We start from the raw sequence: 20,802 nt of genomic DNA, 5'->3' as shown, positions 1-20,802 counted from the left end.
GCACCATGCCGGTCCAGATCTTCCAGGGCGACCTTGGTCGCGGGGTTGGGTGACGGGCTCTCAGGCGTCGCTGGAAACATCGTCATCCACGCGTACCCGCAACCGTCCTTTCGCCTCCAGCCGCTCCAGCCGTCGCTGCTCCTTCACCACCCACCGCCGCACCCGGTCGGGATCAAGCATGCCGCCGTGGCCCGCGTGCAGCCGCTCGGGTCCCAGGTCGAGCATGCTCCGGAGACTGGCCAGGTTGGCGAGCGGGTCGTCATGGAACGGCGGGTTCCAGGGCCGGCGGGGCAGCAGTCCCAGCAGCGGTGTCGCGATCAGGTCTCCCGCGACGAGGTCGCCCGCCTCGGTGAGGACTGACACCGACCCGGCGGTGTGGCCCGGGGTGGGGACGATGCGTGCGTCGATACCGTAGTCCGCCAGCGGCGTCTCCCCGCGGACGAGGACCTGCGGGGTGAACGGCTCGGCTCGGACATGGAACGGCGGAAGCGGGGCCAAAAGCCTGCCCAGCCTCCCGGTCGGCAGGTAGGGCTCGCGCACCCGGCCGCTGGTGTACTGCCAAAGATCGCCCACGTGCGCGGCGATCGGTGCCCCGGTCAGACGGCTCAGTTCGGCGGCTCCGCCGAAGTGGTCGATGTGGCCGTGGGTGACGACGATCATGGAAATGTCGTTCGGGTCCACCCCCTGCTCGGCGACGCGTTCGCAGACCTTGCGGCCGCTGCCGGGAACACCGGAGTCGACGACGACCGGCCGGCGGCCGAGGAGCAGATAGGCGTTGACGTTCCGCTTCCCGAGGAGCGGGAGGGGGATGACCTTCGTGCCGGGCACGGAGTACTCCGTTCAGAGTGAACAGGTTCGGACATCTCGACGCTACGAGCACCGATTGAGCCGATCCATGCTTGTGATGCGCAGATTCATTGCCGTTCGTCTCATGCGTTCGAGTACGCTGCCGACATGGACACGCTCGCGGATGTCCTCACCGCAGCCAAGGTCGGCGGCACCGTGCTCGCCCGGGTCGACGTGGCAGCGCCCTGGGGTATCGAGTTCCCGAAGCTGCCGATCGCGGTCTTCCACACCGTCATCAACGGCTCCTGCTGGCTGCGCCGCCCAGGGGCCGAGCCGATCCGGCTCGCCACCGGCGACCTGGTCCTGCTGCCCGTCGGCGCCGGCCACGTGATGTCCGGCGCCCCGAGCGGCCCGGCGACCCCCTATGACGACCTCGTGGCCGCACGCCCCGGACACCGGGAGTCGGAGGTCCACATCTCCGGCCCGGGGCCCCGTACCCGGATCATCTGCGGCGGCTACCGCTTCGACGGACGCGTCTCCCGCCCACTGCTCACCCTCCCACCGGTGCTGGTGCTGCGCGCTGTCAAGGGCGAAGCGCCCGAGCGGAGCGAGCTCGCCGACACTCTCCGGATGCTCACAGCCGAACTCGCCGAACCCAGGCCCGGTTCCCAGACGGTCATCGACCGACTGACCGACGTGCTCTTCGTCCACATCCTGCGCCGGTGGACCGCAGATCAGGGCGATCACGGCACCTCCTGGGTCCTGGGCCTGCGAGACCCGCAGGTCGCTGCCGCGATCTCACTCCTGCACGAGGACCCGGCCCGGCCCTGGACCGTCGAGGAACTGGCACACCGGGTCGGTGTCTCCCGCGCCACGCTCTCCCGACGCTTCACGGACCTCGTCGGCGAGCCGCCGCTGGCCTACCTCACCCGCTGGCGCCTGGAACTGGCCGGCCGGCGCCTCCGTGACACCGCCGACGCGCTGCCGGCCGTGGCCAGGAGCGTCGGCTACGGCTCGGTATCGGCGTTCTCCCGGGCCTTCACGCGTCAATGGGGAACCCCGCCGAGCCGCCACCGCACCGACCATCACCTGTGACGGGCGTCCGCGTACCAAGCCGCCTTCCCGCAGCGGGACATGGAGGCGAGAAACGGTTTGTACGACCACTTGAAACATGCCACGGCTACTGATGGGATGCGCGGCACCTCGAACCCGACGGCCCGGAGGTCTCCCGTGGTGCTGCGAACGACCCTGACGGCCGGCGCGGTTGTCGCCGCACTGCTCGCCCCCACGAGCGCCCACGCCGGGCAAGCCGCGGACGGCATTCCCGAACTCACCGACCGGCACGGACGTGTCCTCAGCCTGCGCGGCTGGAACGTCGAGGACAAGACGAACCGGGGCGAAAGAGCCCTGTCGGCCATCACCGAGAACCACTTCCGCGACATGCGGGCCAAGGGCTTCAACTTCGCCCGGCTGCTGGTCTTCTGGGACGACCTGGAACCGCGGCGCGGCCACTACAGCGAGACGTACCTGCGGAAGATCGAACGCATCCTGGACTGGGCCGAACGACACGACATGAAGGTCGTGATCGACGCCCACCAGGACGTCTTCGGACCCGCTTTCGGCCATCGCGGCATCCCCGAGTGGGCGACCAGGACCGATGGACTTCCCTTCACCGCCCACCCGGACGACTGGTTCGCCGAGTACTTCGAGCCCGCCGTCCAGCGCGCCTTCACCCACCTCTACCAGGACCGCGACCTCCAACGCGCCCAGGCCCGGGCGTGGCGGGTCCTCGCGGAACGCTTCGCTCACCACCCGGCTCTCCTCGGCTACGACCTCGTCAACGAACCCATGGGCGAGCTGCGCCAGGGGGAAGACCTGCCGACGGCCGCCCACCGGATCGAGCACGATCAGCTCACCCCCATGTACAACCGCCTGGCCGACTCGGTGCGTTCGGTCGACCCGGACTCCTGGGTCTTCGTCGAACCCACCCCGATCGTCGGCGAGGGCGTACCGACCGGCCTCGGACGCATCGACGATCCCAAGGTGGTGTATGCACCGCACTTCTACAACGCCGCCATGGAGGCGGGCGCCGACTACGATCCCGACGCCGGCTGGATCGAGGCCTACGAGCAGGCCGTCACCGAGTACCCCAAGCAGTACAAGGTCCCGATCGTGGTCGGGGAATGGGGTCCACTCAACAGCTCCCTGCCGAACATGAAGCGCTTCTACCACGACGCGATGGACTCGCTGCGCCGCTACAGCTCCGGCTGGGCGGGCTATGTCTGGTGCTACGGCAGCGGGTACTGCGCCGTCGACAACTCCGGCGCCTTCCGCACCAACAAGGAGCTGACCGCCGAACCGTACGCGGAGGCCGTGGCGGGCGCGATCCGCTCCGCTTCGTACAGCCCCGCCGATGCCGTGTACCGGCTGGCCTACACCGCGGCACGCCACGGCTCCCGGCTGACAGAGATATCCCTGCCTCCGGGCCCTTGGCGCATCACCACCGACGGCAATGCGGTCACGCTACGCAGGACCGCTGGCAAGGCATGGATCCTGGCCGCCCCGGGCAGCGAAGTGACGATCACCGTCGAACGCGACTGACAGGCCGACGGGCCTCGGACCTGTGGATCGTTGAAGTCATCGTCCGATGCTCCGGCGCCAGCGGATCTCGCCTTCGTGCCCGTCAGGCACGACTTGTCACGGTGCCGCCCGGGTCCGGCTACCCGGTCCGTTAACACGACGATCTCTCCTACGCTCGATCGTGTGGACTCCTCGGGGCGTCGGACGCGCCCGCCGAAACGGACCGTGGGCTTCGCAGAGCGCAAAGGTGCCGTTCTCGGGCCGTGTTCGCGCCCGTAGGCCAGAGCGCCAGGAGCGATGACGGGGAGCCTCATGTCCCTAGACTCCGCGCACATGTTGCTCTGGTTGCTCAACCGTTTCAGCACCTTCACCCTGGCCGTGATCACCGTCGGCGGGACCGTCGTCCTGGCCGTCGCCAACGACATGGTCGGAGTGACGCTGGGGATGTTCGGCGCGATCTACGGGATCATCCTGGCCTTCGTCATCGTCACCCTCTGGACGCAGCTGGAGAGTACGGAGACCATCGTCGCCACCGAGGCCACCGATGTCTCGCTCGTCGCCCGCGATGCCGCTGCTTTCCCGCCCACGGTCAGCACCCGCCTCGACGCCGCGCTCGGCGGCTACGTTCACGCGGTCGTGGAGCAGCAGTGGCCTCGGATGCGTGCGGGGCAGCCGAGTTACGGGACCACTGCCGGCAAGCTCACCCGCATCTACCGGCCACAGACGAACGGCAAGGTCGAACGCTTCAACCGCACCCTGCTCGACGAATGGGCCTACCTACGGCCCTACACCAGCAACACCGAACGCACCGCCGCCCTGGCAGACTTCCTCCACACCTACAACCACCACCGCTGCCACACCGCACTCGGCGGCCACCCACCCATCAGCCGCGTGAACAACGCTGCGGGTCAATACACCTAGCGCCCGCCGGCCGCCCGGACCACAGCCTCGACCAGATGATAGTTCTCCAGGCCCGCACCGAATCCTGACGGCATGCCGAAGCGGCGGCGCGTGTACGCGTAGGCCACACCGCTGTCCGGGTCGGCGAGGGCGAGTGAGCCTGTCGCCCCACTGTGGCCGAACGCGTCCGCGCCCAGGACGCGATAGCGGCCACTCAACTCCTCGAAGCCGAGGCCGAAGACGTCCTCGTTCCCGGTGACCAGATCGGTTCCGCGATAGTGGACCCGGGCGAACTCGGTGATGGTCTCCGGCTTCAGCAGCGGCGCCCGGCCGTCCACCTCGGTGATTGCCGCGGCGTACATCCCCGCCACACCCCGTGCGGTGCCGACCCCACCGGATGAGGTGGGCGCGAGCGCTCGCACGGCTCGGGTGTTCGCGAAGGCCACCAGGTCGGTCGGCGGGGTCGCGTTCTGGTTGAACGCGATGCCCCTGACGCTGTCCGGGGCTGCGGCCCTGGCCGCGAGTTGCTCGGCCTCTTCCGGCGTCGGCAGCAGCGGCAGCACCTCGGCATAGCGCGATTCGAGCGCCTCCGGCAGGCCCAGGTGGAAGTCGAGGCCGTACGGCGCCCGGATCCGCTGCTCGTAGATCTCCTGGATCGAGCGGCCGGTCACGCGCCGTACCACCTCGCCGGTCAGGGCGCCGATCACGAAACCGTGGTAGCCGTACGCCGTTCCAGGCTCCCAGAACGGCCGTTGACCGGCGAGTCGCGCGGCCATCAGTCGATCGTCGGCCAACTCGCAGGCGGTGAAGCCGCCATCGACGCCGACGACGCCGGAACGGTGTGCGAGCAGCTCGCGCAAGGTGAGCCGTTCCTTGCCCTCCGCGCCGAACTCGGGCCAGTACGCGGCCACTTCGCGGTCCAGGTCGAGGACGCCATCCTGGACCAGGAGTGCGACCACGAGGTGGGCGGCACCCTTCGTGATGGAGTAGAGGCCGGTCAGCGTGTCCGCCGTCGTACCGGGACCGGCCCACAGGTCGACCACCCGGTGGCCGCCGACGTGAACCACGAGCTGTGCCTCGGGCGCGTCGCGCATCGCGCCGAGCACCGCGGCGAACTCCTCCCGCACCCCCTCGAACCCCGCCCCCACGGTCCCGTGCACCCTGCCGTCGTCGTGCGCCATGACCTGCCCCCGTCGTTGATCATCTACTGTCGGGAGAACACAACAGCCGTACGCGGGCGGTCATTCCCGCGGTGACAGGAGCTTTACGACAGGAGCTCGACGACAGGACCTAAGGCGCTCTCAATCTCCTGGTCCGCGTCGACGTCAACGTCGGGGGGCGAAGCCGGGGGGACAGCTCCTCCGAGGTCCGGCCCAGAGCCTCAGGAACAGAAGTCGGCGATCGTGGCGGTGAGGATGTCGGTGAGGCGGTCCAGCGAGGCGAGGTCGACGTACTCGGTGGCCGCGTGGGCGCCCGCGCCGTCGGCGCCGAAGAGCAGGCAGGGGATGCCCGCCCGGTCCAGGAGAGCGCAGTCGGTCCAACAGGGCTCGGCACGCACTGCGGGGCGGCCCAGGGCTTGCTCGGCGTGGCGGGTGAGCGTGCGCACGATCGGGGCGTCGGGGTCGGCCTCGAAGGGTTCGCGGTGCAGGCCGTGGGTCAGCCGGTAGCGGAAGTCGGGGACTGTGGCGGCCAGGTGGTCGAGCACGGCGGTCAGCTCAGTCTGGACGGTGTCGGCGCTCTCGCCGGGGACGGTGCGGCGCTCCAGGGTGATACGGCAGTGCGCCGGGTAGGTGGAGGGCTCCTCGCCGCCGTGGATGACGGCGGCGTGCACGGTGCCGGTACCCAGGAGGGGGTGTGCCGGACCCTCGGCAAGCCGCCGGCCCAGTTCCTCCAGGGCCACGAGGAAGTGCCCGGCCTTGGCGATGGCGTCGACGCCGAGCTCGGGTCGCGAGCCGTGGGCCGCGCGGCCTTCGATCTCCACTTCGAACCAGGCGAAGCCCTTGTGGGCGAGGGTGACTTCGAGATGGCTCGACTCGGTGACGATCGCCGCGTCGGCCGAGAAGGACTCCAGCACCTCCTCGGTGCCCGCGCTGCCATGTTCCTCATCGGCGACACAGGCGAGGATGACATCGCCGCGCAGGGAGCCGTGGGCAGTGGCGCGGGCGGCGGCGGCCATCATGGCCGCGATGCCGCCCTTCATGTCGAAGGTGCCGCGTCCGTACATCCTGCCGCCGCGGATCTGCGGGTCGAGCGGGTCACCGTCGTAGTCGGCGAGGCTGACCGTGTCGAGGTGACCGTTGAGCATGAGGGAGCGGCCGCCGCCGGTGCCACGGGCGATCGCGACGAGCGAGGGGCGGCCCGGTCTCTTCTCCAGGCTGTGGACCTCGAAGCCGCGGGCGGCCAGCCACTCGCTGCAGAAGCCGACGATGACGGTCTCACCGACCCCGCCGGGAACGAGGTCCGGGTTGACGGAGTCGATGGAGACCAGCCGGGCCAGCAGGCGGCCCGGGGCGGGGTGGTGAGTGAGCACCACTCGGAGGTGGCGGTGGCTGCCGAGCGCTTGCTGTTGTGGGCCGCCGTCGGCGGTCAGTCCTGGTCGGCCAGGCGCAGGAGGGTGGTCGCCAGGACGTCGACGCCGTGCGCGCACACATCGGGGGTGGAGTACTCGCGGGGGTTGTGGCTGATGCCGTCGTACTCTCCACGTACGAAGATCATGGCGGTGGGGCAGAGCGCCGCGATCTCCTGGGCGTCGTGGCCGGCGCCGGAGAGCAGGGAGATGTGTTCCAGGCCGTGGTCGTCGGCAGACTGCGCGATGACCTTCTGCACGCCTTCGTCGAAGGGAACGTAGTCGGTCCTGGCCATCCGCCGGGTGGTCAGCGAGAGGCCCGGCCGGCTGTTCTCAAGGTCGCGCAAGAACGCGGCGAGTGCCTCCTCGGCTCGGGCCATCTGGGCGTCGTCGGGGTTGCGCAGGTCGACGGTCAGCTCGGCGCGGGCCGGGACGATGTTGGTCAGATCGGGGTGGACGATCAGGTGGCCGACGGTGGCCCGCAGGTCGCCGTAGGAGCCGGAGTCGACCAGGGACCGCAGGTGGACGATGACCTGGGCGGCTGCAAGGCCGGCGTCGGCGCGCAGGTGGGTGGGCGTGGTGCCGGCGTGGGCGGCGCGGCCGTGGATGGTGATCTCCTGCCAGGAGATGCCCTGCACGCCAGTGACGACGCCGATCTCGACATCGTTCTCGGCGAGGACGGGGCCCTGTTCGATGTGGCACTCGACGTAGGCGTGCGGCGGGGCGAGGCGTACGTCGGTGGGACCGTCGAAGCCGGTGCGGGCGAGTTCTCCGCCGAGGGTGCGGCCGTCGCGGTCGGTCAGGGCGTGGGCGTACTCCAGGGTGAGGCGGCCGGCGGCGACCGCACTGCCGAGCATGTCGGTGCCGAACCGGACGCCTTCCTCCTCGGTGAAGACGCCGACCTCGATCGGACGGCGGGTGGTGATGCCGCGTTCGTTCAGCGTGCGGACGACCTCGATGCCACCCAAGACACCGAGGCAGCCGTCGAAGGCGCCGGCGGTGGCGACGCTGTCGATGTGCGAGCCCGTCAGGACCGGGGCCGCGGTGGGATCGGTGCCCGCGCGGCGGCCGTAGATGTTGCCCATCCGGTCGACACGTACGGCCAGTCCGGCCTGATCCATCCACCCGATGACCTGGCGGCGGCCGGCCGCGTCCGCATCGGTGAGGGCCAGGCGGTTGACGCCGCGCAGGCCGGTGCGTTCGTCGTCGTACGCGCCGATCTCGGCGAGGTCCATCAGGGACTGCCACAGCCGGTCTGCGTTGACGGTGACCGTGTGGGGGGCGGGATTCGTCATGATCTGTCTCTCTGAGGGTTCCAGGTATTGCGGGTTCAGTGACCGGTGGTGGAGTGCGGGTTGGCAGCGGTGCCCTCGGTGCTCAGCAGCACGACCACCGAGGACGGCCCGAGCCCCAGCGCCGTACGGCGTTCCTCGGCGTCCGCGCCGGTGAGCGCCGCACGCAGACCGGCGAGCGACGCGGCCCCGCAGGGACCCGAGGAGATGCCGAGTGCGGCGAGATCACCGGCAGCGCGGGCGCTGTCGGCATCGGCGACGGCGACAGCGGCGTCCAGCCCGCCGCACAGGTAGGGCCAGGCGATGCTGGACGGGGTGCCGCAGTTCAGCCCGGCCATGGTGGTGTCCCCTGTCGTCACGCTGACGGGTGCGCCGAGGGTGAGGCTCTCCAGGACGCAGGCTGCGGACTCCGGTTCCACCGACAGCAGCGCCGAGGCGCGCCCGGACGGGCGGCTGCGGTAGTGGGTGACCACGGCTTGGGCCAAGGACCCCACGCCCACCGGTATGGAGACGAGGTCGGGGCCCGTGGTGACCCCTTCTGCCGCCAACTGCTCGTCGATCTCGGCGCAGAGGGTGGAGTAGCCCTCTACGATCCACCCGGGGATCTGCTCATAGCCCGGCCAGGCGGTGTCCTGGACCAGGACCGCGTCCGGCGCGGCAGCCTCCTCGGCCGCCAGGCGTACGGCCTCGTCGTAAGGCCCCGGGACCTCGGTGACCTTCGCCTGCTCGGCGACGATGGCCGCCACGGCCTGCGGATGCACACCCTGCGGTACGAAGACGTGGGCGTGCTGCCCGAGGCGGTGTGCCATGCGGGCCACGGCGCGGCCGTGATTGCCGTCGGTGGCGGTCACCAAGGTGACCGGGCCCGGCTCCCTTGCGCTCGCGGCCCGCTCGGCGAGGGCGCGGTGGATCGCCCAGGACGCGCCCAGCGCCTTGAAAGCGGGCAGCCCCAGACGGTACGACTCGTCCTTGACGAAGACCCGGCCGACCTCCAACTCCGCCGCCAGCGACGGGATTTCGGTCAGCGGGGTGGGCGCGTAGTCGGGCAGCGAGAAGTGGAAGCCGCGGACCTCGGCGGGCGCGGGTGCACACCGCCAGGCACGGGCAGCGGGCCGAACAAACCACGGCAACGTACGGGAGGGGCGATCGTTCTCAAACACACGACCAGGGTCCGATGCGCTCCTACGATCGGTCCAGCGAATGTTTTCGACCTATACTCGTCGGAGAAACCGACCATTCAGCCGTCGGGCCCGCGTCGGCGAGGAGAGCGGCTGTCCATGTTCGATCTGCACCGGCTGCGCCTGCTGCGCGAACTCAAGCACCGCGGCACCCTGGCAGCCGTCGCCCAGGCTCTGTCCTACGCTCCCTCTTCCGTCTCCCAACAGCTCTCGCAGCTGGAAGCCGAAGTCGGTGTGCCGCTGCTGGAACCGGTCGGGCGGCGGGTACGGCTGACCGAGCAGGCCGAGATCCTCGTCGCCCACACCGAGGCGATCCTCCAGCGCCTCGAACGAGCGGAGGCCGACATCGCCGCCTCCCTGACCGATCTGAACGGCACCCTGTGCATCGCCTCGTTCCAGACCGCGGCACTCACCCTGGTCCCGACCGCGCTCGGCCTGCTGCGGGAGGTCCACCCCCACCTACGCGTCCACGTCACCCACATGGAACCGGAAAAGGCCCTGCCCGCCCTGCAGGCCCGCGACTTCGACCTGATCGTCGCCGAGGAATACCCCGGCAACCCCAACCCACGGCCGGCCGAACTCCAGCAGGAAGACCTGCTCGACGACACCTTGCACCTCGCCCTGCCGAAACCGGCCGACAGCGCGGAGACCGACGGCCCGATGGCCACGCTGCGCTCACTCGCGGACCACCCCTGGGTGATGGAACCCGAAGGCACGGCCGCGCGGCACTGGGCCATGTCCCTGTGCCGCAACGCCGGCTTCGAACCCGACGTACGGTTCGAGACCACCGACCTCCTGCTCCACGTCCGCCTCGTCGAGCAACACCACGCCGCCGCCTTCCTCCCCGATCTGGTCTGGAGCGGCCGGCCTCCGACCGTCCCGCTCCGGCACCTGCCCCGTGGCCAGCGCACACGCCGCGTCTTCACCGTCGTACGCCGCGGCCGAACCCAACACCCCGCCATCCGGGCATGCCGTGATGCCCTCCGCCGAGCCGCCGCGCTCCACTCCCAGGAGGCATGAAGCAGCGCAGGCCCCATTCGCTCTACTTGACGGTTTGTGCCAACTGCGTGGCGAAACGGAGAAGCTGTTCCAGGGGACCGCGCCGGAACAGTCGGGTCCACACAGTCGCCAGGAGCATGGCGGCTGCGATGAAGCCGAGCAGCGCGGGCAGGGTGTCCCCATCGACCGCCGGCACGTACCACACGTCGCTGAAGAACCAGAGCGCGACGATGTGCAGGACGTACATGGTCAGCGCGGTCACGCCGACCGCGGCAACGGGTGTGGCCAGGCGTGTGAGGCGCGGCATCCGTTCGGCGACGGTCAGGCACGCGGCGACCACGGCGAGGGCGACTCCGGTGTTGCCGACGATGGAGAAGGTCGTCTGGCTGTGCGGTGCGGCCACCAGCAGCCAAGCGAACGGGGTGTGACCCTCGGGCTCGCCGACGGTGTCGGACCACCAGGCCGACGCTGCCGAGCCGCCGTCCGTGGCGGCGGCGACGGCGGACAGAGCGCCGGGGACCAGGCGTAGGGCGAGCCAGGAGCCGCCGTAACCCAGCAGGGCCAGTGCCCCGCCGACGAGTGCGAGCCGGGATCTGATGCCTGGGCGGCTGAGGTCCAGCCGGGCTGCTGCCATGCCCGCGATCAGGAACGGGATCCAGGTGAGCACCGGATACGCACCGGTGAACAAGAGTTCGATGACGCCGTCCGTGCCGGTGATCCGGGCCAAGGGGTCATGGGCGGTGACGGTGTCCGCCCATTTCCCGTCCTCGATGGACGTTCTGATCACGTACAGGACCGGGGGCAGGATCAGCGCACTCGCGGCAGCGACGAGGGCGAGCGTCCCTGCCCGCAGTCGGTGCAGCGGGAGGACGGCCAGGAAGAGCAGCCCGTAGAAGCTGAGGATCACGTCGACGTCGGTGTCCAGGGCGGTCAGCGCGTAGCCGAGCGCCAGCAGGACGACGGCGCGGATCACGATCCTGGCCACTGCTTGACGGCCCGCACGCCCGGTTCGGGGGTGCGGGCGGCCGGTGATGATGACGAGCGAGAAACCGGCGAGCAGCGCGAAGAGGGCGGAGGAGCGGCCACGCGCCGTCTCCAGCAGGAATCCCACCGGGCCGCCGACCGTCACATCGGGCCCGACGTGGGCGGAGTACATGCCGAAGACCGCGAGTCCGCGAGCCAGGTCGATACCGATCAGCCGCCCCGTCGAGGGCCTGTCGGCGGGGGCGCGGAATCGGTCGAGCCCCAGCGGCGGTGACACGTCCGCCGGCTCGGCCGAGAGTGCTTTCGGCGCCATGCCTGAGGGGTTCCCGATGAGCCGCCCGAGCCACCCCGGCGGCCTTCCGAAGGCACCCTGTTGCCCGGCCGGAACCACCCCGGCCGGTCGGCCTGGGCACCTCCGGCCGACCGGCCGGGATCATGCCGCCAACCGGCGGGTATTCCGTGTCGGTCGCTGGACGGGGCTCCCGCGGGGGTACGCATCGAACGGGGTACGCGACGAGCGGAGCGCACGTGATCCGGGTACTGGTGGTCGATGACGAAGCCTTGATCCGTACGGGTTTCACGCACATTCTCAACACCACGAACGACATCGAGGTCGTCGCGGCGGTACCCGGTGGCGAGGCCGTGCGCACGGTGCGGGAACTGCAGCCCGACGTCGTTCTGCTCGACATCCGGATGCCGGACGTGGACGGGCTCACCATTCTGGCCGAGCTGGGCCGCATGCCGCAGGCTCCGGTGGTCGCCATGCTCACCACGTTCGACGCCGACGAGTACGTGGCGACGGCGCTGCGCTCGGGCGCCGCCGGATTCCTGCTCAAGGACACCGACCCGGAGGAGCTTCCGCGCCTTGTGCGCACACTGGCGGAGGGCGGTACCGTCCTGTCGTCCCAGGTCACCCGCCGGGTCGTGGACGGCTACCTCGACCACGGCGTGCGCGAGCCCACCGCCGTCCGCCTCGTCGGCCGGCTGACCGAGCGCGAGCGTGCCGTGCTCGTTCTCATGGCCGAGGGACTCGCCAACACCGACATCGGCGAAAGGCTGCATCTGAGCACCGGCACGGTGAAAGGCCATGTCACCAACGTGCTCGGCAAACTGGAGGTCAGCAGCCGCGTCCAGGCGGTGCTGATCGCCGAGCGCGCGGGCCTGCTCACCGCGGAGCGGGACGAGGGCGCTCGGTGAGCCCCCGACGGCCGCCGGCACTGCTGCTCGACATCGCCCTCGTCGGGTTCGCGCTGGCGGACGCATGGGTCAACGTCATCGGCGTCGGGGATCCACCGGCGACCGCCTGCGCGCTGGTCGGCGCTCTCGCCCTCGCTCTGCGTCGCCGCCTGCCCTTCACGACCTTCGTCCTCACGCTCCCCACCGCCCTGGTCACCGACGCGGTGGTCGCCCCCATGGCCGCGCTGTACACGCTGTCCTCGCTCAGCCGCCACCGTCTCCTGCTGGCCGGTTGTGCGCTGGCATACGCGGTCATCGACTTTCTGCCCTGGCCGTGGTCGTCCATGGACGCCGCGGAGCTGGGCCAGACGAACAACCTGTTCCACCTCAGCTACACGCTGGCCACCGCCGCGGCTCCCGTCTTCCTGGGCCAACTCGTCCAGGCCCGACGCGAACTCTCCCTGCGGCTCGCCGACATCTCCGAGGCCCGTGAGCAGGAACGGCTGCTGACCGCCCAGAGCGTTCTGGCGAATGAGCGCGCCCAGCTCGCCAGGGAGATGCACGACGTGGTCTCCCACCAGGTCAGCCTCATCGCCGTACAGGCCGGAGCGCTCCAGGTGGGCAGCCAGGACGCCGAAACGAGAGAGGCCGCTGCCACGATCCGCCGTCTCAGCGTGCAGACCCTGGACGAGCTGCGGCACATGGTCAGCGTCCTGAGGGCCTCCGGCAGCCGTCCCACGGAACTCACCCCCCAGCCTTCCCTCGCCGACCTGCAGCGCCTGGTCGACGCCAGTGGCATCGAGGCGAAGCTGGAAACCGACCTGCCCGAGGAGCTTCCGCCCACGGTGCAGCGCGCCGTCTACCGCACCGTCCAGGAAGCGTTGACCAACGTCCGCAAACACGCCCCCGGCGCGACGGCAACCGTCCGCATCCGCCACAAGGACGGCGCCCTCCGCACCACCGTCACCAACACCGCCCCCACCCGACGCGCGTACGCCCTGCCGAGCGCCCACCACGGCCTGGTCGGCCTGGCCCAACGAGCCGAGCTCCTCGGCGGCACCGTCACCTCCGGCCCCACGGCCCAAGGGGGCTATGAGCTGTGCCTCGAACTGCCCGTCGAGCGGAACGGGTGAACGCTCCTCCACATCGAGCGACGTGCCACGGGTGACCGATGCCGAGTGCGGCCGGGTGGCGGGGCCGCGCCAGCCGGTCGGCAGGGTGCTTCCGGACACCTGACGGATGGTGCAGCGGGAGGCTTTTCGCCGACTCTGGAGCACATGAGGCACACGACATGGCGTCGGCAGTTTCATCCGCTGCCGGGCCGGTTGCTCCGCCTCGTGCTCGCCTTCGGCAGGGTGGCTGAACGGTGTCGATCCGGCACACGCTCTGACGCCCCCGGGCATGTCGGAGGCCCCTGTCGGTCCCGAGTCACCGGTGGGTGCCCCTCGGGGCTGGGTGATGGAGGTGGCTCGGGGCCGCTCCGCTGTCCTGTTCGCTCCGCCGACAGGGTTGTCAGCCCAACTGATCAAGCAACCGTCGCCTGGTCTCACACCATCCGGGGTCATGCCGGGCCAGAAGGAGGTCGGCCATATGACGATCCGCCTGACGTTTCTGTGCGCGCCCGGTGGTGACGCCACCCGGGATCCGCTCCTCGGCGACGTTCCCCTGAGTGAGCGCAGCCTGCGTATCGCAGCCGCAGCGGGACCAGCTCTCCCGCCCCACGGGGCGGCCGTCCGGGCGCCCTCGATCCGTTGCTCGCAGATCACTGACGCCCTCGGCCTGGTTGCAGTGTCCGAGCCCGCGTTGCGCGATCTCGACCTCGGTAGGTGGTGCGGTCGCACCGTCGACGACATCGCCGCAACCGAGCCCGACGGGTTCACCTCCTGGCTCACGGACCCGGATGCCGCGCCACACGGCGGTGAGTCCGTACGCCGGCTCTGCCGCCGGACTGCGGACTGGCTGAGCACCGTGGCGCCCGACAGCGGCCACACCGTAGCCATCACCGAAGCAGCCGTAATCCGAGCCGCGCTCATTCATGCCCTGGCGGCACCGGCAAGGGCCTTCTGGCATCTCGCTGTACCACCCCTGTCCGCGGTCTCCCTCACCCGGCAAGGCGGCTGCTGGGACATCCGGCTCGCCTCAGTCAGCCCCCGGGAGGGCCAGCGAATGCTCCTCTCGCGATCCGGCGACGGTTGTACGCCCGCGGAGGCCCATCTGGGCGGCTGGAAGCCATCAAGCTCGGTCCGGGAAACGATCTTCGCAGCAGGTCGCTGAGGAGGCGTCGCCGGGACAGGGGGCGGAAAGTTCGGTTCGGGGGTCACGGTCGCCGGCCGCCGGCCGCCGGGGCGAGACCTCCCCGGCCCGCGCGGCCGGCCGCGTCGATCGGCGCGCAGTCGCCGTCTCAGTTGTCTACGGCATCCGCGTCGCCGAGAGCGCGACGCAGGTCAGCGAGGCTCGGAGCCCCTTCGATGCGGCCGTCCGGCCCGCGGTAGAGACGGCAGGACAGAGACGCGGGAGCGCCCGGCACGGCGAAGGGGTCCACCCCGTCGATCAGCACGGTCGGTGATCCGGTCATCCCCAGACGCGTAGCCTGCTCCGGATCGTCGACCTCGATCCGTTCCACCTCCGCGTCGAGGCCGTCGAGCGCCTGGGTGAGCCGTTCGGCGACCACCGGCGCGTGGGGGCAGTCCGGCACGGTCAGCACAGTGATCCGCATGGAATCTCCTCCCAGCTCACGGCCTTCTGGACCGACTGTAGACGCTTCTACGAGCAGACCGGACTCCTGCCCGAGCAGCCGCGCACCCGGTCGGCCGCGGCGCTCACCATCAACGCGCAACGCTGGGGGCCGGAACATCGCGCATGTGGCGGAGCGGGGAGAAGAACACGAACCAGCCGGCCGCCCACGCACCGATGAAGGCCAGCCAGAGTGCGGGCCGGACCCCGATCAGCGTGCCAAGCAGCCCGCCGAGGATGCCGCCGAGCGGCAGTGTGCCCCACACGACCCAGCGCACGGCCGCGTTCATCCGGCCCATCAGCTCCGGCGGTGTCACCGATTGCCGGTAGCTGAGCTGCGCGACGTTGTACACCATCGCGGCGAACTCCGTGATGCCCCAGCCCAGCGGGAACAGCAGCACCCCCCAGCCTCGCCAGGCAGCCGACGCGATGACCTGAGGCGCGCTGAACACCAGCATCGACATCCAGATGATCCGCGCCGAGCCGATCTTCTTGGCGAGCCGGCCGGCGAACACTCCCCCGGCGATCCCGCCGATGGCCGAGACCGCCATGATCAGCCCGGTCAGCGCGGGACGCACGTGCAGCACCCGGATGAGGAAGACCATCGCCAGCGCCGAAGTCATGCCGGAGAACAGGTTCGCGGTGCCCGTGCACGCCACGACCCTCCGCAATATCTTGTGCCCGACGACGAATCTCAGTCCCTCGGCGATCTGGCTCCGCAACGTCTCGCCTTCGCGCCGCGCGGGCGGCGGCTCCTCGCGCGTCCTGATTGCGGATATCGAGAAGACCGAGACGGCGTAGGAGATCGCGTCGGCCGTCATCGCCCCAGCGGCGCCGAACGCCGCGACCAGTCCCCCGCCCAGGCTGGGGCCGCCGAGCTGCGCGAACGCCTGGGTGGACCCCAACTTGCCGTTGGCGTCCATCTGTTGACCGGCTCGGATCAGCGACGGCACATAGCTCTGGTACGAGACGTCGAAGAACACCGTGCACACGCCGGCCGCGACTGCGACGACGTAGAGCTGCGCCATCGTCACGGTGCCGAGGGCGGCCGCCAGCGGTACCGAGCCGATGATCAGCAGGCGGAGGATGTTGCAGACGATCATGATGGAACGTTTGGAGCCGCGGTCCACGAGCGCGCCCGCGGGCAGTGCGATCAGCGCGAACGCCGCCGTGGTGGCGGCGGTCAGCAACCCGACCTGGAACGTGCTCGCGTTGAGCGCGACGACCGCGAGCAGCGGCAGAGCGACCTGGGTGACCGCCGATCCCATCTCGCTGACCGTCTGGCCGCTCCACAGGAGCATGAAATCCCGCTGACGCCACAGACTCGGACCGTCGAACTCCGGCTCGACATCCTGCAGTTCCTTCGCTACTTCTGTCACAGCGTCAACTTAGAGGTCGTCTCGTGACTGCGGCCAAGAGGCCGGGCGAGAGTCGCGGAACGGCGGTAACGACACCCTTTGGAACGGTCGAGCGTACCGCCGTGCCATGGCGCACGCCGAGACCTCGATGCTCGCCCTGCACCTGGTCCAGTTCGCGCTCGTCCACGTCAACACCCTGATGGTCCAGCAGGTCCTGGCCGAACCGTCCTGGGCGAAGAAGTTGAGCGACGAGGACGGTCCGGCCGATCGCACAGCCTGCGGAATCGGCCCCTGATCGTGTGATTGCGCCCGCGCGTTTCCGGGCCGGGGTGACCGCGTGCCCGGATGATCCATCGGGGGCCGCGTCCTGCGGCCCGAGGAAGGATGGTTGCACGTCGATGAGCACAACCAGACGAGGGATTCTGGGCGCGGCCTTGGCTGGTCCGCTGCTGGGCCCGTTCGCCGGAGGGTCCTCCAACGCGGCTGCGGCCGGGTCGCTGGGCACGATCTCCGACGGCTGGATCGAGATCCGCTGGACCCCGCAGGCTCAGGCGTTGCTGGACAAGGTCCAGGGGGTGGTGGAGGCGGTGGCACCGGCGCAGCTGGTGACCGACGCCCGGGGTTCGGCGCTGCGGTTCCCGGTCCGCTCGGGTGAGGGCGATCCGTCGATGACCAACCTGGCGGAGGCTCACGGAGACGGGGCGCTGGACGGCGGGTTCGCGGTGCGCACGTCCAACGGGTACTTCCGGGTGACCGAGCTGCGCGGTGGGTTGCAGGACGGGCTGGTCTCCGGGAAGGCCCTGGTGAACGGCATGGAGGTCGGACACAGCGCGGCGTACCGGCCCGCGCTGGCCGAGGGCCGGTTGACGAACAACAGCGTGCCCCTGGGGCAGCCGATGAAGATCCGCTTGGCGGACGTGCCGCTACGGCCCACTCCCCAGGTCATGGACGCCTACACCGCCACGTTCGGCGAGGCGCCGCCGTTCACCGCCGACTCGGTGCTGGCCCACGTGACCGTCGAGGGCGTGTACACCCCGCCGAAGGGGTGAGCGAGGGCTGGCCCGAGTGGTGTGTCAGCCGGTCCGGGCCAGCTTCGCGGGGCGGGCCCGACCGGGCAGGTCGGCGCCGAAGCGGCGCTGCCGACCCGCGTAGACGGCGACGGCGTTGTACAGCTGGGACAGGCCGAAGTCCGGCCAGAGGACGGGGTCGAAGACGAGCTCGGCGTAGGCGAGCTGCCAGGGCAGGAAGTTGCTGATGCGCTGCTCGCCGGAGGTGCGGATCAGCAGGTCGACGTCGGGCAGCTCCGGGACGTACAGGTGGCGGGCGAGGTCGGCGGGACCGATGTCCTCGGGCCGGACGGTGCCGGCGACCACCTCGGCGGCCAGTGCCCGGGCGGCGGCGGCCAGCTCCTCCCGGCCGCCATAGTCGGCGCAGATGGTCAGCATCAGCGCGGAGTTGTTCGACGTCATGCTCTCCAGCAGCGCCAGTGCGGAGGCGATCGACGGATCGAACCGGTCGCGCTGCCCGCACCAGCGCACCTGCACACCCAGCCGCTGCAGCCTCTCCACGCTCTCGGTGAGGAAGCCGGCCATGGTGTCGAACAGGGGGGCCAGCTCCTCCAGCGAGCGGTTCCAGTTCTCGGTGGAGAACGCGTACACGCTCAGGTGCCGAATACCCAGCCGCAGCGCGGAGTAGATCAGGTGTCCCAGGGCCAACTCGCCGGATCGGTGGCCTTCCAAGGCGGGAAGGCCGCGCTGCTCGGCCCAGCGCCGGTTGCCGTCCATGATCACCGCAACGTGGCCGGGCGCCGGCCCGGCGTTCAGCGGCAGGGGCCGGATCCGTGCGGCACCGGCCGGAAGCATCGGGTCGAGGCCCTCGGCCAAGACCCGGGACCGAAGGATCTCGATCTCGTCGAACCGCAGCCGACCACCGACGAGCGCCTGCACCCCCATCCGGAACTCGGCCCCCACCATCTGCGTCACCAGTGCCGCCTGTGCCAGCAGCTCGCGGCCGCGGCCGACCTGGAGCCGCACCAGTTCGTCCAACGCCTCACTGCCTTTGCCGCTTCCAAGGTGGGCGATCTCCAGGCCGAGCCGCCGCAGATCCGCACGCGGCAGATAGCACCGGCCCTGAGCAAGATCCTCCGGGAGGTCCTCGAAGATATCCACCAGCGCGAGCGCTTCGGCCAGCACGGACAACAACCGCATTGCCTCCGAGTCACGAGCCTCGATCAGTGGGGCGATCAGCTCGAAGGTGGTCCGGAGGCACCCCGCAGGTAGCGGCGCAGGTCCTCGAATTCGGCGAATGCCAGCGGGCCCGCGGCATCGGCGTGAAGGGTTTCGAGACACTCTTCCAGCACCGCAACGTCGAGATCCCACCGCCTCATCGTGTCCACAAATGCCCTCCGCAGCGGGTGCTCGCTGCGGCCGGACCGGACCTCCGCCATGGTTTCGGCCCGCCAGCGGGCGAACGAGCGCTCACGATCGGCCGGCGGCCCCTCGTCGACGATGCGATCGGCCTCCGCCAGGACGGCGCTCACGGCCCAGAAGGGCGGCTGGAACGCGGCGGGCGCCCAGGTAGTCGCTGCCCACCACAAGTAGGAGCGCCGTTGCATCTCCTGCTCACACCGTTCGTACGACTCCCGCAGTTCAGGCGAGTCGGCGAACACCTCGTAGCTTCCCGCTACTCCCGGACCAACCCTTCGACCACACCACGCCAACCGGGCCCACGACCCAGGCCGCGCGGAAGGCAAGCAGCCGTCCCCAGCCTTGACCACCGGGAACCCACGCCCTCACCAACGACGCACCCGCCGACTGGTTGCGACCTCGGCGCCGGGGCAAGTGAAAGGTACGGTCCGGCCGTGGGCCATGGGTCGCTGCAGACAGCTGGACATCTGAAACACCCTCATGGAACAGCCCGGGGTCGTGCGCGACGACTTCAAGCGCGTGGAATCGCACGTGGTTCCGCCTCGTGCCCCAACTCGCCAAGGTGTTGAACGTGCCGACTCCGGCCGTGCCTCGACCACTCGGCAGTCCCTGGACGCGCAGCTCGACTCGCTTGCCGAGGCCGGGCTCACCCACGTCTTCTCGGAGAAGATCTCCACCCGCGCCACCAAGCGTCCCGAACTGGAGGCCACCGCAACGGCGAGCGCGTGACCATCCCGCTACTTTGCGGCTGGTGGCTGAGCCAGGACTCCGGGGCAGATTCGGGCCGTCGCCTCCGTCCAGCCCACAGCAGTGGCACAGGCCGTCAACCGCGCGAACACGCCGCGGGGTTCGGCCTCATCCGCCCCGATCTCACTCCACGGGCGCCATGGCGGACCGGAGGGGTCAGGGCTGACAGCGTACGTGCCGGCTTCCATGAGTACGGGGAGCTGCACCCCGTTGCCCGGTGGTCACCGGCCAACAGCTTTTCTCCACGGTGAACGACAAGCGCGTCGACGAGGCACCCCGCCGCAGTGGGAGCATGATCTGCTTCACCCCAGCACCCAGGAAGGCATGTGCCATGTCCGACCTCGACAGCCAGGTTCCCTACTGGGATGCCGCAGCGGCCACGAAGACGTTCACTCACCCTCTGCATCTGCCCTGGCTCGACGGGATCGGCACAGACGCCGCGATCCTCGACTACGGATGCGGATACGGACGCATCATGAAGGAGCTCGAACAGGGCGGCTTCGGCAACCTCACGGGCGTCGACGCCTCACCTGGAATGATCAATCGGGCACGCCGTCTGCACCCCACCCTGCGTTTTGCCGCCCTGGACGCACCACCGGCCTCGCCCTGCCCGGACGCAGGCTTCGACGTCGTTCTGCTCTTCGCCGTGCTGACCTGTGTCCCCGACGATGAGGCCCAACACCGGTTGATCGGCGAGTTGAACCGCGTCCTCAAGCCCGGCGGGATCCTCTACGTCAGCGACCTTCTGCTGCAGGACGACGAACGCAACCGCAACCGCTACAACCGCCATGCTGGTCACTACGCCGGCTATGGCGTGTTCGAGACCGGCGACGGTGCGGTCTGCCGCCATCATCCCCGCGAGTGGTTCTCCACCCTGCTTGCCGGGTTCCAGACCATCGCCACCCGGACCATCACGGTGCCCACCATGAACGGTCACGAGTCGACCGGGATCCAGATCCTCGCCCGCAAGCCCACGTCGGCATGAACGGAAACCCGGGCGCCAGTTACAGCCGGCCGCGCTGGACCTGCCCGCCCGGCGCATCGTGCACTCGGCACACCTGTGTCGTGATCGGCGAA

At 70.1% G+C, this 20,802-nt stretch carries 20 protein-coding genes and 1 pseudogene; 11 read left to right on the top strand and 10 right to left on the bottom strand.

What is annotated here, in order from left to right:
* Positions 1-60 precede the first annotated feature (60 nt).
* Positions 61-828, bottom strand: coding sequence for an MBL fold metallo-hydrolase (locus ACFY3C_RS08695; protein ID WP_390770256.1), 768 nt, complete (start codon positions 826-828; stop codon positions 61-63).
* A 126-nt stretch (positions 829-954) separates the two neighbouring features.
* Between ACFY3C_RS08695 and ACFY3C_RS08690 the strand changes: the two genes are divergently transcribed.
* The 3 genes and pseudogenes from ACFY3C_RS08690 to ACFY3C_RS08680 all read left to right on the top strand — a co-directional run.
* The gene (locus ACFY3C_RS08690) at positions 955-1,881 is read left to right on the top strand and encodes a cupin domain-containing protein (protein ID WP_390770255.1); all 927 of its coding nucleotides are present in this window, start codon (positions 955-957) and stop codon (positions 1,879-1,881) included.
* A 138-nt stretch (positions 1,882-2,019) separates the two neighbouring features.
* Positions 2,020-3,387, top strand: a complete 1,368-nt coding sequence (locus tag ACFY3C_RS08685; protein ID WP_390770362.1) for a cellulase family glycosylhydrolase — start codon at positions 2,020-2,022, stop codon at positions 3,385-3,387.
* A 681-nt stretch (positions 3,388-4,068) separates the two neighbouring features.
* Positions 4,069-4,287, top strand: a pseudogene (locus ACFY3C_RS08680) (integrase core domain-containing protein); the annotation flags it as partial.
* On the opposite strand, the gene ACFY3C_RS08675 reads toward ACFY3C_RS08680, so the two are convergent.
* The 4 genes from ACFY3C_RS08675 to ACFY3C_RS08660 form a co-directional block, all read right to left on the bottom strand.
* Positions 4,284-5,447 carry a serine hydrolase domain-containing protein gene (locus tag ACFY3C_RS08675; RefSeq protein ID WP_390770254.1) on the bottom strand — a complete coding sequence of 388 codons (1,164 nt, stop codon included), beginning with the start codon at positions 5,445-5,447 and terminating at the stop codon, positions 4,284-4,286. The pseudogene ACFY3C_RS08680 and the gene ACFY3C_RS08675 sit on opposite strands and share 4 nt — an antisense overlap.
* 200 nt (positions 5,448-5,647) lie before the next feature.
* The gene (locus ACFY3C_RS08670; protein ID WP_390770253.1) at positions 5,648-6,796 is read right to left on the bottom strand and encodes an ArgE/DapE family deacylase; all 1,149 of its coding nucleotides are present in this window, start codon (positions 6,794-6,796) and stop codon (positions 5,648-5,650) included.
* A 56-nt stretch (positions 6,797-6,852) separates the two neighbouring features.
* Complete coding sequence (locus ACFY3C_RS08665) at positions 6,853-8,127, bottom strand: M20 family metallo-hydrolase (RefSeq protein ID WP_390770252.1); 1,275 nt, start codon at positions 8,125-8,127, stop codon at positions 6,853-6,855.
* Between the two features lie 35 nt (positions 8,128-8,162).
* A complete protein-coding gene (locus tag ACFY3C_RS08660; protein ID WP_390770251.1) occupies positions 8,163-9,284 on the bottom strand; it encodes a diaminopropionate ammonia-lyase in 1,122 nt (373 codons plus the stop codon).
* Positions 9,285-9,401: 117 nt separating this feature from the next.
* Between ACFY3C_RS08660 and ACFY3C_RS08655 the strand changes: the two genes are divergently transcribed.
* Positions 9,402-10,322, top strand: coding sequence for a LysR family transcriptional regulator (locus ACFY3C_RS08655; RefSeq protein ID WP_390770250.1), 921 nt, complete (start codon positions 9,402-9,404; stop codon positions 10,320-10,322).
* A gap of 22 nt (positions 10,323-10,344) precedes the next feature.
* On the opposite strand, the gene ACFY3C_RS08650 is transcribed toward ACFY3C_RS08655, so the two are convergent.
* The gene (locus ACFY3C_RS08650) at positions 10,345-11,598 is read right to left on the bottom strand and encodes a DUF418 domain-containing protein (protein ID WP_390770249.1); all 1,254 of its coding nucleotides are present in this window, start codon (positions 11,596-11,598) and stop codon (positions 10,345-10,347) included.
* Positions 11,599-11,813: 215 nt separating this feature from the next.
* Between ACFY3C_RS08650 and ACFY3C_RS08645 the strand changes: the two genes are divergently transcribed.
* The 3 genes from ACFY3C_RS08645 (at position 11,814) to ACFY3C_RS08635 (ending at position 14,735) form a co-directional block, all read left to right on the top strand.
* On the top strand, positions 11,814-12,482 hold the full coding sequence (locus ACFY3C_RS08645; RefSeq protein WP_386577374.1) for a response regulator: 669 nt from the start codon (positions 11,814-11,816) through the stop codon (positions 12,480-12,482).
* On the top strand, positions 12,479-13,594 hold the full coding sequence (locus ACFY3C_RS08640) for a sensor histidine kinase (RefSeq protein ID WP_386577375.1): 1,116 nt from the start codon (positions 12,479-12,481) through the stop codon (positions 13,592-13,594). The genes ACFY3C_RS08645 and ACFY3C_RS08640 overlap by 4 nt, the downstream gene beginning before the upstream one ends.
* 430 nt (positions 13,595-14,024) lie before the next feature.
* On the top strand, positions 14,025-14,735 hold the full coding sequence (locus tag ACFY3C_RS08635; RefSeq protein ID WP_390770248.1) for a histidine phosphatase family protein: 711 nt from the start codon (positions 14,025-14,027) through the stop codon (positions 14,733-14,735).
* A 127-nt stretch (positions 14,736-14,862) separates the two neighbouring features.
* On the opposite strand, the gene ACFY3C_RS08630 is transcribed toward ACFY3C_RS08635, so the two are convergent.
* On the bottom strand, positions 14,863-15,177 hold the full coding sequence (locus tag ACFY3C_RS08630) for a thioredoxin family protein (protein ID WP_390770247.1): 315 nt from the start codon (positions 15,175-15,177) through the stop codon (positions 14,863-14,865).
* A gap of 109 nt (positions 15,178-15,286) precedes the next feature.
* Positions 15,287-16,573 (bottom strand): MFS transporter, encoded by a 1,287-nt coding sequence (locus ACFY3C_RS08625; RefSeq protein WP_390770246.1) that lies wholly within the window; start codon positions 16,571-16,573, stop codon positions 15,287-15,289.
* A 106-nt stretch (positions 16,574-16,679) separates the two neighbouring features.
* On the opposite strand from ACFY3C_RS08625, the gene ACFY3C_RS08620 reads away from it, so the two are divergent.
* Positions 16,680-16,847, top strand: coding sequence for a hypothetical protein (locus ACFY3C_RS08620; RefSeq protein ID WP_390770245.1), 168 nt, complete (start codon positions 16,680-16,682; stop codon positions 16,845-16,847).
* Positions 16,848-16,950: 103 nt separating this feature from the next.
* Complete coding sequence (locus tag ACFY3C_RS08615; RefSeq protein ID WP_390770244.1) at positions 16,951-17,601, top strand: hypothetical protein; 651 nt, start codon at positions 16,951-16,953, stop codon at positions 17,599-17,601.
* A gap of 24 nt (positions 17,602-17,625) precedes the next feature.
* Here the strand turns inward: ACFY3C_RS08615 and uppS are convergent, their stop codons facing one another.
* A complete protein-coding gene (gene uppS, locus ACFY3C_RS08610; protein ID WP_390770243.1) occupies positions 17,626-18,759 on the bottom strand; it encodes a polyprenyl diphosphate synthase in 1,134 nt (377 codons plus the stop codon).
* Positions 18,760-18,794: 35 nt separating this feature from the next.
* Complete coding sequence (locus tag ACFY3C_RS08605; protein ID WP_390770242.1) at positions 18,795-19,091, bottom strand: squalene/phytoene synthase family protein; 297 nt, start codon at positions 19,089-19,091, stop codon at positions 18,795-18,797.
* Positions 19,092-19,458: 367 nt separating this feature from the next.
* Between ACFY3C_RS08605 and ACFY3C_RS08600 the strand changes: the two genes are divergently transcribed.
* Positions 19,459-19,707: a hypothetical protein gene (locus ACFY3C_RS08600; protein WP_390770241.1), complete on the top strand. Its 249-nt coding sequence runs from the start codon at positions 19,459-19,461 to the stop codon at positions 19,705-19,707.
* Between the two features lie 349 nt (positions 19,708-20,056).
* A complete protein-coding gene (locus ACFY3C_RS08595; RefSeq protein WP_390770240.1) occupies positions 20,057-20,710 on the top strand; it encodes a class I SAM-dependent methyltransferase in 654 nt (217 codons plus the stop codon).
* Positions 20,711-20,802 lie beyond the last annotated feature (92 nt).

It is taken from the genome of Streptomyces sp. NPDC001410 (genome assembly GCF_042895235.1).
GTDB lineage: Bacteria > Actinomycetota > Actinomycetes > Streptomycetales > Streptomycetaceae > Streptomyces.
The sequence above is the reverse complement of the archived record's forward strand: the minus strand, read 5'-3'. Positions and strand labels throughout refer to the sequence as shown.